This is a genomic window from Flavobacterium pectinovorum, assembly GCF_900142715.1.
Taxonomy (GTDB): domain Bacteria; phylum Bacteroidota; class Bacteroidia; order Flavobacteriales; family Flavobacteriaceae; genus Flavobacterium; species Flavobacterium pectinovorum.
This window is the reverse complement of sequence record NZ_FRBX01000008.1, coordinates 174,896-186,997: the sequence shown is the minus strand read 5'-3', so window position 1 is coordinate 186,997 and position 12,102 is coordinate 174,896. Positions and strand designations below refer to the sequence as shown.

Genomic DNA, 12,102 nt, shown 5'->3' with positions numbered 1-12,102 from the left:
CAGCTTTATAATTTAATGATATAGTTTACACCATAACTAACTGGTCTTGTTTCTGAACCTCCAAAATCAGCCGTTGAGCCACTTATATTATGTGTATGACTACCAGCATCTGGAATTGTTCCTGCAGAAGCGATATCGGGCTGACCAGCATTGTCATCTGTTTGAATAGCTGTAAACTTTCCGGTCATACTTAAAAGTTGATCATAATTTCCATTTTTATGGTTATGGTTACCAGCGGTTTCGGTAGTTAGTGTACCTTTACCATGTAAATGGCTTTTTAAACTTTCATCTTGTGTTGCTTTTAAAAGAGGTCCAGCCTGATTGTTTACAGTATTGGTTCCTGTACCTCTTAAAAACATACCTTGCAAATTAGGTGCGTTAGTCCCAACCAAAGCAATTAAAGCAGTAGCTGTTACCGGCAGAGCAGCGCCGTTGCAAAGTGCCCATCCATCTGGAGCAGCAGTACCAATAAAAGGCATAATAGAGCCGGTTGGAACACCGTTATTAGCAGAAATCGCATAAGGTACATGTCGCAGTTTTTCATCAGAAATAACTTCTACGCCTTTTAGTATTCTAAGATAAGCGACATTATTCGCAAACAAACTACTATTAACCGATCCTGAATCAATTATATCAGAAAAAACTCCAAATACATCAGTTGTTAAATTTTTGCTGATGGTATAAATAACTTTTTCATTTTTTGAAAGATCATAATAATAAAGTATAAATGTAAAATTAATCGTCTGATTTGCTAACGCAGTATTGCTGGCATCCCTGGCAATACCCTGCACCGCTATTCCTGATTCAGTGAATGAACTTTGAGCGTAATTTGAGATTGTTGCACAGAAAAAACACAACATTAAAAGTAATTTTGATTTCATAGATATCATTTAAATAATTAATAATTTAGACTGGTACAAAGATGTTTTTAGCATCTTAGAATAAACGCCGAATTTATTTTAAAATAATTACTTTATTAAATAATAGGGAGAGACAAAACGAGGACAAATTAGTGTTTCCAAATTCACAAAAAACTAATTTACAAACACTTCGAAAAACAGGTCTTACTTCCTTTACAAAAACATTTTTTTAAGCGAAAATTCCGGCGTCACTGTTTGAATAAGCAGCTGCAATTCATGATCATTTCTCCAATTAAAGATGATTTTTCAAATTCGATTTAATTCATCGGAAATATCTGTATCATAAAACAATAATTGTAGTAATAAAACGGCTTTTTTTAAGAAATTTTTCTATTGCTTATGATTAAGATTTCTGTTGATTTTTTTTTAGTTAAACCATTTATTTTTATAGTTTAGCAACTTACATAAGCCCCTTTTCCAAAATGATTTTCTGTACAAAAAAAGCCACACTATTTTTTGTGTTATCTGCCTTTGTTTTTTTTACAAAATTACATGCTCAAGAACTATCTTCTCCTTCTACTGATTTAATTAAGAATATTGAATCTATAATTCTCAAAGAAAAAAATACTAAAAAAGACACAATAGCATTAAAAAAACGTCTGTCTTATTTAAAGGAATCTTCTAATAAAAAATCCCATATTTTATACGATGCGCTTCTGGCAAATGGTTTTTCTGCTTTTTTTGATAAAACAAATAAAAGAAGTGAATATTATTTTTTAAAATCAATAGAAGAAGCCAAAAAGCATAATGATCCTACGCTCCTTATTTGGACGCAATTGAATTATTCGCAATACTTGTATTACTACTGTCAGATTGACAAACTGATTCCAATTGTACTTGAAACAATGGAAGAAAGTAATCAGGTGGATCCCACAGAAATGATTTTACCTGAAGAAACTTTTAAATTCTTTGGCTGGATCATGTCTACTGTAGAAGATGATTCTGCCATTAATTTTTATAAAAAATCAATGAAATACACGGAAAATCCTTCTTCAGAATCTGCCGGTGTTTTAAATGCAATTGGAAACTGTTATCTTAAAAACAAAGATTTATCAAATGCAATGCACTACTTTAATAAATCTGAAGCCGTTGCATTAAAAATAGGTGACAGTATACGATATGCAAAAATCCTGGGCGATAAAGCAGTTGTGTATGAAAAAAAAGGAAATCTAAAAACTGCTGTCGCTTTTTTAAAACAGGACATTTCTTATTCTCAAAAGTTTAAAATTGATAAGAATGAGATGTACGCTTCTATATTATTGGCCAGAATTCTTTTAAAATTGAAGGATACAACCGAAGTTGAAAAAATTCTGGAAAGAGCCGGGACAATCGCAAGCTCAAAATCGTATTACAGGAGTTCATTAAAAGAAATAATCGAATTAAAACTTATTGTTTTAGACGGTAAAAATTCTCAAAAAGAGTTAATATTAAGACGTCAGCTTAAACTAATTGAAGAATATTTACTTAAAACAAACGGCAATACCGTACTGCAAAGATCGTATTGGCTGATTCAGAAAAAAAAGCATGAAGATGATACTAAAAAAATACGATTAGAATTAGAACAGGGAGAAAGAACGAAAAATCTCTATATTGTCATTTTGCTTTTAACTATTGTATTAAGTTTTATTACTTACAATTCTTTAAACAAAAAATTAAAAGCAAAAAGAATAAAACTTGAAAATGACAAATTAATTTTTGAAAAAATGCTTTTGGATGCGAATTCCAACATTATTACTTATGCTGAATATCTCAAAAATAAAAATAAAAAAATATCAATTTTAGAAAATGAGCTTGAAGAAATTAAAAACTCCTCTTCCGTACATTCAGAAGAAGAAAAAGGAAAACTTCAGGAAATATTAAGCTCTCATTTAATGACAGATGAAAATTGGAGTGCCTTTAAAAGAGAGTTCATCAAACAGCACCGTAGTTTCTATAACACCATAATTGAAAATTTTCCGGAATTAAAAGAATCTAATCTGAAAATAATAATGCTCCAGAAATTAGATTTTAATAACTACGAAATGTCAAATTTATTGGGCGTAACAATTGATGCCATCAAAAAAAGCAAACAGCGATTGAAGAAAAAACTAGGCGATAAATATGATTTATTGTTTGAAATTATCGATTTGAAGTAACAGAAGAAGTATATCATTGAAATCTTTTGATAAACTCCATCATTTAGCCAATGGTTTGTATGTCTTCTTTTTTGGTCCAGCCAAGGGGGTGAAGTGGATATTTTTCTGACACAATAAGGTTAAGGCAGTCGAGCTACTTATTTTCTCAATTGTCAACATTTTTAGTTTTGTGGCAGAATCGTGGCACAAGGCGTTTGGAGTGGATACCTTTTTTGCCACAAAAAATTAAGGCGTTTTTTAAAGATATTTCACCATTCTAAGTTTTGTGGCAAAATCATGGCGCAGTAGAATTTTAAAAATAAAAATACTGCATTAATGGGAGCTGTAAACTTAAGGTTCGAAACTGCAGCTCTCCGATGCATAACTAGTAAATCCAATATTAATTTCTGTAAATGAAAAAGCTGCAAAATGTCGATCCGACAAATGATATTTTTTTATAAATTTGCTTCAATCACTGGATTAATGTGTTCTTAAAAAAGATGTATTACAGTTTAACAACTTCATCTTCTAACTTGAAAATCAAGGTTTGTTTGTTCTTTATTTTGTGTGATTTTGTTCAAATTTTGTACCTCTTTTGTACCTCGATATCTGTCAACCTCAGCAAACACTGGACTGCTAATTTCTGTATTGGAAAATAGCAGAACAAAATAACACAACAAACAAACGAGTTAAAATATTATTTATCAACATCTAACTCGTTTGTTTGTTTTAGATAATTTACCTATTCAGATATAAATATCCAGCCTTTTCATGTGTAGTAGATCGCTTATCCTTATATCTTAATATATAATAATAGGTACCTTCTTCTAATTCGTTTGAGTATTTATTAGAAAAAGCTCCTTCTGATATGCCCCTAAAAGCGATATCGTTGTTATTATAATGATTTCTCTCGAATACCAAAATTCCCAAACGGTTGTAAATCTGCACTGTGTTATCCGGATAACATTCTAAACCCTGAATATAGAATCTTGAGTTATTTTGATCTCCATTTGCAGAAACAGCGTTAAAGATTTTGATCAGACAATCACCAAATTCTAAAACAGTTGGTCTTTCACCATTAAAATCACTAAAATCTGACTTGTCCGTAACAATTATTCTGCTTTTACTATTTCCTGATGCCATTGCCTGATTACTTATAGTCCCGGCATTTAGATCTGCCTGAGTTAAAACATAGGTTCCTGTAATCGAAGAATTATCCATTTGCCCAATAGCTAAATCGATAGGGCCACCAAATATCGTAATTCCAGGTAAAGGATCAGTAACTGTTATGTTTTCAAGATCAGAGTTTCCTTTATTTGCTATTTCGAAGCTATAAGTTAAAGTTTCACCCACTTCTGTATATCCATTTCCATTATCATCGTTAAAAACCGCTTTCTTAACTATTGCAATGGCAGGAATTTCCACAAAAATACGCACTGTTGCTGTACTGCAATTAGATAAATTAGCCACTTCACATATTTGATAGTTGAAGGTATAATTTCCTGCCTGTGTACCTGGCGCTACATCAATTGTACCATCAGTGTTAATAGTAATTCCAACAGGAGAATCTATAGCTTTTATTATCACTTGCGAAGCAGTAACAGGAATACCGTTTATCTTATCATTATCTAAAACATTCCCTATTTCTAATGAACCATTAATACCGTCCGCATTCCATATAGGATCTCCTGCTGCCTCCAATAGTGCTGCTGAAATTACTACAGTTATCGTTGCCGGACTTGCGTCTATAGCTCCCTGGTTATCTCTTGCAGTGAATGTAAATGTATCATTACCAACAAATGTTCCGCTAGGATCATAAGTGAGCATTGCTGCCTGCGTCGTTGTCAGTACCTGATTTTTTGTTACCGGAACACCTGATAAAGCTAAAACACCGTGAACTGGTAAACTTAAGATGGTATAACTAACGATAGTTCCATCAACATCTGTTGCCGTTAATTTATCGATAGGTGTTGCACCGGATGTAGATAATATTGCTGTATTTACATGATCTAGTGCAACCGGATTATCATTGACAGCCCTAACTCTAATGAGTTGGTTTGCTGTCGCGGTTCCACCATTCCCATCGCTTATTATATAAGGAAAACTGATGGGTGTAGCCGAATTATAGTTAGCATCCGGCGTAAAAGTAATCACACCTCCTATTATGTTTACTTTGGCATTTGGCACAAATATCATCTGGTCAAAACCTGTTAAACTTGTTCCATTAATTGAAGTGATAGTCAATGTATCACCATCAAGATCTGAATCAAGATTTAATGGGTCCAATGTTGCCATTTCGTCTTCTGCAACTGTATAAATATCGTCTACTGCAACCGGATTATCATTGACAGCCGTAACCGTAATAAGCTGGTTTGCTGTAGCAGTTCCTCCATTACCATCGCTTATTGTATAAGGAATGTTTATGGCTGTAGCCGAATTAAAGTTTTTATCTGGTGTAAAAGTTATCACGCCTGCAGCCGATATGTTTATAGTGCCGTTCGATACAGCAATAACCTGTGCTGCACTTGTTAATGTCGTTCCATTAATAGACGTTATACCCAACGTGTCGCCTTCAAGATCTGAATCAAGATTTAAGGGGGTTAATGTTACCGTTCCATCTTCAGTAATTGTATAAATATCGTCTACTGCAACGGGATTATCGTTGACAGCCGTAACGGTAATATACATGTTTGCTGTAGCGGTTCCTCCATTTCCATCGCTTATTGCATAAGGAATACTTATGGTTGTAGCGGAATTAAAGTTTTGATCTGGTGTGAAAGTAATCACACCTGAAGCGGATATATTTACTGTTCCATTTGCTACGGAAATTAACTGTGCCGTGCCGGTTAAAGTGGTTTCGTTGATGGACGTAACATTCAATGTGTTCCCATCAGGATCTGAATCAAGATTTAAGGGAGTTAATGTCAATGTCACATCTTCCGCAACTGTGTAAATATCATCAACCGCAACTGGCACATGATTGATATTTGGATTGACAGAGCTCGAATTATCTCCAAGGATTGGATCATGCTCTGTTCCTGTTATACTAGCTGTATTGTTATAATTACCTGTAGCGTTTACTCTTGCAAGGATATCCAGCGTTGCAGTAGCTCCGTTAGCAAGACCACCAATATCCCAGTTTGGTGATGACCAGGTTCCTGTTGACGCCGTTGTGCTGACAAAAGTGTAACCAGAAGGAAGAACATCTATTACCGAAACTCCCGTTGCAGCGCTTGGTCCGGCGTTGGAAGCAGTGATGGTAAATGTAATGTTATCTCCAATATTCACCGTGTTATTGCTAATGGTTTTAGATATCGAAAGATTGCTCTGAACTACTGGTGTGGCAGTTGATGTATTATTTGCTGTATTAGTGTCCGGATTATTCCCAGTAATGGTAGCTGTATTAGCATATATTCCTGAAGCTTTAACTGTTGCAACAATTGACATTGTTGCAGTTGCTCCGTTGACAAGGTTACCAATATTCCAGTTTGGTGATGACCATGTTCCGATAGAAGGGCTTGCACTAACAAAGTCATAACCCGATGGAAGTACATCATTTACAATTACTCCAGTAGCTTTATAGGGTCCATTATTTTTTGCATTTATTGTGAAAATACTAGTACTTCCGATACTTGGATTAAGATTATCCACTGTTTTTGTAACCTCTAAATCTAACGGACAAATTGCAGTCTCAAAACTTTTTGTGACTAATGATTTACTTCCACAAGAAGTAGTTACTAAATATTGAACCACAACAGTACCTGATGCGGTAAAATTTAGCGTATTTCCTGTCAGGTTTCCTGGACCGCTGCGTATACTTAATCTACCACCTGCGGGAGTTGGATCTAATAAAACAGGATCATTAACGCAATATTTCATACCAGGCCCTCCTCCTGCGGTAACTGGCTGAATAATAGGAAGTGACTCTACACCACAAATTTGTACTGGAGCTGTAGCAAAAGTATAATTTAATTCATTTGTATCTATATCACTCCCATCGCCCATACTTCCATGGTATCTATGGCCGACGTATCCAAATTTAACTTCACAATCTTTAACAATCATTGAGGTGTGCCCCCCGGTTTCTACCGCCAGAATATGATCTTGTCCATTTAAACCATTAGGAATAACAGGGTTTGAAGTGGAACCTGTAGTTCCAAGTAACAAGCCATTATTACCAAATGCGTAAATACTTTTACTGTTGTTAATCACATTTATGGCGCCATATTGACCGTCATGTTCCTGCGGGCTGAACCATTTAATATCATTCATCACAGGACCTGCCGGGGACGAATATCTGGGTTGTACCCACGATAATCTGTCAGTAACTGTCCAATCTCCCAGCTCCCTATTAGAATTTTCACCCATACTATATAAGTTACCGTTTGTTGCTAAAATATAGTACGATCTTGCTGTCCCGTTTCCAGTCGAACCAATCATTTTTGGAGTTGCATTCAAAGGCAGTGTCATCTGTACCGCCCTGGCTTGACTTGGAATAACAGGCGAGTTATTTCCCAATAAGACATTATTCCCCCAAACATATATAGTACCATCTGACTTTAATGCCATAAGTCCATCGTTATTTCCTCTACAGGCAACGACACCCGTCAAAAATGGATTTCCGGTATCCGAAGTTGTTACTTTGTACCACGTAACAGCATTTCCCCTTCCTCCATTACCTCTTACAGTTGATGTTTGTGAAAGTACCCACACATCTCCGCTACAAGTTGTTATAGCCAATGTCTTGTATGTCGCAAACATCATTTTAACATCTTGGGGATTTACACCAGTAGGCAGACCATTTGAGTTGCCATTTATAGTGAGTTTTTGAAAAGCTGTGCTTGAGGTAATTGCAGCGCTAAGAACAATTCCTTCTTTTGACCATGCATACAATCCATCAGTTGCTAAAATAATAGCCTGAATATTACCCGTGGAATTACTTCCCAAAGCAGCCTTGAGAGGGATACCCGTTAATGCCGGAAAGTTTAATGTATTTATCGTTAGAGGTGCTAATACATCTGTAGTTCCGTCATTTGCAATTTTTTCTCCCCAGATCTGGAAAGAACCATCAGAAGTTCTTACAACTGTGCTATGAAAACCCGAGACGAAATTATCATATTCTATTGTTGCAGCATCATTATTTGACTCACTTCCAAAATTGGATAAATTAGTGTTTGAACATCCTACAATTGGTGTAGCACATTGACTACTCGCAATTTGACTGAATATAAAAAAAACAAAAATGAAGCATATTTTTTTTAAGTTTGATCTATTATCTGTTGATCTATTATCTAAGGGAAAATATCGTATTGGCATAATTTTCGGATTATTTTATCTGGGGAAATTAGATAATCGTTGGTTATTCAATTCATAAAACTCTTAACTTGATTTTCTTTACTTTTATTTTAATTGCAAGTACTTTTTTATTCAATTTGTGATATGGGGATGCTGTTCATACAATAATTAAGTAGTAAAATTACGACACTTTACTATTAGTGTACTTACAATTAGTAATTATATAATTACATAATTGCCAGCTGGCAAAACATCAATATTTCAAATTACTTATCCCAACATTCAGCCAGTTAAAATGATATTCAGTTATCATTTTAGATTTTATTGAACGCCTGAAAGTTGAACTTAATTTTGATGAAAAACAGGTTTATTTAATGGGTTTCAGCCAGCAAGGAATTATGAACTATAGTGTAGCGCTATACCGAAAAAACAATTAAATAATAAAAGCGCCAAATCAATGGCGCTTTTTATAACTTTATATATTTAAAATTTCATTTTCTGAATTCTCACAGCATTTAAAATTGCCAACAAAGCCACTCCAACATCTGCAAATACAGCTTCCCACATCGTAGCCAAGCCTCCCGCACCCAGAATCAAAACAATCCCTTTAACTACAAAAGCCAGCGTAATGTTTTGCCAGACTATCTTGCGCGTTTGCTTTCCTATATTGATTGCCATTGGTATTTTACTGGGTTTATCATCCTGAATTACAACATCGGCTGTTTCAATTGTTGCATCACTTCCCAAGCCGCCCATTGCAATTCCTACAGTACTTAATGCCACAACCGGCGCATCATTAACACCATCACCAACAAAAGCTACTGTTTCATTTTTAGCTTTTATTTCATTTACTTTATTTACTTTATCTTCAGGCAATAAGTCCCCAAAAGCATTACTTATACCTAGTTTATTGGCAACAAACTGCACTACAGTGTTTTTATCCCCACTTAGCATTGTGGTTTTAACCCCCATCGATTTTAGTTTGTCGATAGTTAGCTGTGCATCCTCTTTAATCAAGTCAGCAATAGTTAAATATCCTGCAAACTTTTTATCATAGGCAATGGCAATCAACGTGTAAACAATAGAATCTGGATCAATATCATACGGAATGCTAAATTTGTCCATCAACTTAAAATTGCCCACATGAAGTTCTTTTCCGTTGATTTCCGCTTTTAACCCATGCCCTGCTATTTCTTCTACATTTTTAAGTTCAATGGAAGGATCAATTGCGCCTACGTGATTATGAATGGCAGTAGCAACCGGATGGTTACTTTGACTTTCTAAAGCATTAACCATTTTGAGTATTTCTTCTCTTTCAAATTCATTTGAAATAATAACTTCCTGAACCATAAAAACTCCTTCGGTCATGGTTCCTGTTTTGTCCATTACTACATTTTGGATATTGGCAATACTATCCAAAAAGTTACTCCCCTTAAACAATATCCCGTTTTTACTCGCTGCACCAATTCCTCCAAAATAACCAAGCGGAATACTAATTACTAAAGCACAAGGGCAAGATATTACCAGAAAGACCAATGCCCGGTATAACCAATCATTAAAATCATAGTTAGCCACAAAAAAGTAAGGCAATAAACAAATGGCAATGGCTAGAAAAACTACTATTGGTGTATAGATTTTGGCAAATTTTCTGATGAATAGCTCCGTTGGTGCTTTTTGAGCTGTTGCATTTTGAACCATTTCTAATATTTTGGAAAGCTTACTGTCATTATAGGCAGTAGTTACTTTTACCTGAGCAATGGTTGTTCCGTTTATCATACCCGCCAAAACGGTTTCTCCTTTTACTTTAGTATCTGGCTTGCTTTCACCCGTTAGAGCGGCGGTATTAAACGATGCTTTCTCTGATATTAATTCTCCGTCTAATCCTAGTTTCTCCCCGGATTTAAGCTGTATAATAGTCCCAATACTTACATCTGCTGCTTTTACGGTTTGTACAAGATTATTCACTAAAATACTAACTTCGTCAGGACGTTGGTCCAACAAACTTTTTATATTTGATTTTGCCCTGCTTACTGCCAAAGTCTGAAAAACTTCGCCAATAGTATAAAATAGCATTACTGCGACTCCTTCCGGATATTCACCAATAGCAAATGCTCCAAGTGTAGCAATACACATCAAAAGAAATTCAGAGAAAAATTCGCCTTTTGTTATACTTTCAAATGCTTCTTTCAAAACAGGAATTCCAACAGGTAAATAAGCCACTATATACCAGGATAATCTAACATATTTTGTAAACCAGCTTTGCTGAAAATAATTATCAAGACCTATAGCTACCAGTAACAAAACTAATGAGATTATAGCAGGCAGGAACATTTTTAAGGTACTTTCATTAGCATTATGTTCATGATTATGCCCATCCTCATCAGAATGTTCCTGTTCATCATGTGCCGAACAACAACCGCTGTTTTTATCTGATTTTTTATTAATTTTTTCCTCTTGTGTGCAACAAAGCTGTTTGCCATTTGCATCGTATTTGTGTTGATGTATCATAATTTTTTTGATTTTTTCTAATTCAAAAATTTAATTATCGAATGTTGATTTTTTAATGTTCATGCTCTCCACCGCCTTTTATCGCTGATAATAAATAAAAAGCACCCTTGAAAACTATTCGTGCACCAGAAGGTATTTCATCTACAAATTTTACCTCTGTAAAACCAAGGTCTGTTGTTCCGGGAATAACTTCAATAGCTTTAAAATGAATTTCATCCTGTTCTTTTTCTTTGTTCGCACTTTTCTTCCCGAGGTGATTTTGTTCCTGAATATAAACAAAATATTTATCACCATTTCTAACAATAGCATCTTTTGGTAATGCGGGAACAGTTGCATTTGTGATATTGATGTTTGCCGAGACATACATTCCCGGAATTAAATCTTTTGCATTGGCAGGATCTATTTTTGCATGTACGGCTACCGTTTTACTTTCATTCGAAAAAGATTTATTAATTCCGAAGATTTTTCCTTTAATAGATTTATTCGATTGATTCGTTAACACAAAATCAATCACCTGCCCAACAGAAATAGAACCCAGATCTTTTTCATAAACATTTAAATCTAAGTGCATCTGACTGTTATCTACTACTTCAAATAAAATCAGTCCAGTTTCTGCAAATGCTCCTTTTGCAATGTTTATTTTGCCTACATAACCACTAATGGGCGCCACGATAGGAACAAGTGAGCTACTCCCTTTGGTGCTTACATGCAAAGCTTCGAGTTTATTTTTTGCTGCCTGTGCTCTTGCTCTCTCTGCTGCCAGCTTTGATTTTACTTCCTGAAAAATTTTCCGTGGATTTACATTCTCATCACTCAGTGTTTTCTGGCGATTATATTCTAATTGTAAATATTCGATATTTGCTGTTGCAGAATGATAATCTCCCTGCATCTCGATTACTTCCAGATTTTGAATGGTCGCCAGAACTTTTCCCTTGTTGACATAAGTGCCTTCTAAAACAAAAATATCTTTAACCGTTCCGCCAATTAAGGTGGCTACTTCTGCAGAATTTTGAGGCGGTACCGTTGTATAACCGTTTGCTTTTATGATTTTATTCAGGTTTCTCTCTTCAACCAAACCGGTTTCGATTCCAACGGTTTTAAATTGATCAGCCGTTAATGCTACTTCCGTTTCAGATTTTTCTTCTTCATGTGTTTCTTCGGTTTTTTTATCCTGACAGGAAGTGATTAAAAAGAGACTTAAAACCAGTATCAATAAACTGATTTTAGCTGTTATTTTTGAAATATTATATTTTTTCATTTTGCGG

Annotated in this window: 5 protein-coding genes; 1 reads left to right on the top strand and 4 read right to left on the bottom strand. The window is 34.9% G+C overall.

The features are described 5' to 3' along the window. Window positions 1-5: 5 nt before the first annotated feature. Window positions 6-881, bottom strand: a complete 876-nt coding sequence (locus BUE22_RS22420; RefSeq protein ID WP_073398198.1) for a tail fiber protein — start codon at window positions 879-881, stop codon at window positions 6-8. Window positions 882-1,342: 461 nt separating this feature from the next. Here BUE22_RS22420 and BUE22_RS22415 point away from each other — a divergent pair, with 461 nt between their 5' ends. After that, complete coding sequence (locus BUE22_RS22415; RefSeq protein WP_073398197.1) at window positions 1,343-3,055, top strand: tetratricopeptide repeat protein; 1,713 nt, start codon at window positions 1,343-1,345, stop codon at window positions 3,053-3,055. A gap of 717 nt (window positions 3,056-3,772) precedes the next feature. On the opposite strand, the gene BUE22_RS22410 is transcribed toward BUE22_RS22415, so the two are convergent. From BUE22_RS22410 to BUE22_RS22400, 3 genes are all read right to left on the bottom strand, one after another. Next, window positions 3,773-8,350: an Ig-like domain-containing protein gene (locus BUE22_RS22410; protein WP_073398196.1), complete on the bottom strand. Its 4,578-nt coding sequence runs from the start codon at window positions 8,348-8,350 to the stop codon at window positions 3,773-3,775. A gap of 462 nt (window positions 8,351-8,812) precedes the next feature. Next, on the bottom strand, window positions 8,813-10,837 hold the full coding sequence (locus BUE22_RS22405; protein WP_073398195.1) for a heavy metal translocating P-type ATPase: 2,025 nt from the start codon (window positions 10,835-10,837) through the stop codon (window positions 8,813-8,815). Between the two features lie 52 nt (window positions 10,838-10,889). Further along, complete coding sequence (locus tag BUE22_RS22400; RefSeq protein ID WP_073398194.1) at window positions 10,890-12,095, bottom strand: efflux RND transporter periplasmic adaptor subunit; 1,206 nt, start codon at window positions 12,093-12,095, stop codon at window positions 10,890-10,892. Window positions 12,096-12,102: the final 7 nt, after the last annotated feature.

Coding starts and splice junctions, on each gene's coding strand:
- BUE22_RS22400 (WP_073398194.1), bottom strand. CDS start 12,095: ATGAAAAAATATAATATTTCAAAAATAACAGCTAAAATCAGTTTATTG.
- BUE22_RS22415 (WP_073398197.1), top strand. CDS start 1,343: ATGATTTTCTGTACAAAAAAAGCCACACTATTTTTTGTGTTATCTGCC.
- BUE22_RS22420 (WP_073398198.1), bottom strand. CDS start 881: ATGAAATCAAAATTACTTTTAATGTTGTGTTTTTTCTGTGCAACAATC.
- BUE22_RS22405 (WP_073398195.1), bottom strand. CDS start 10,837: ATGATACATCAACACAAATACGATGCAAATGGCAAACAGCTTTGTTGC.
- BUE22_RS22410 (WP_073398196.1), bottom strand. CDS start 8,350: ATGCCAATACGATATTTTCCCTTAGATAATAGATCAACAGATAATAGA.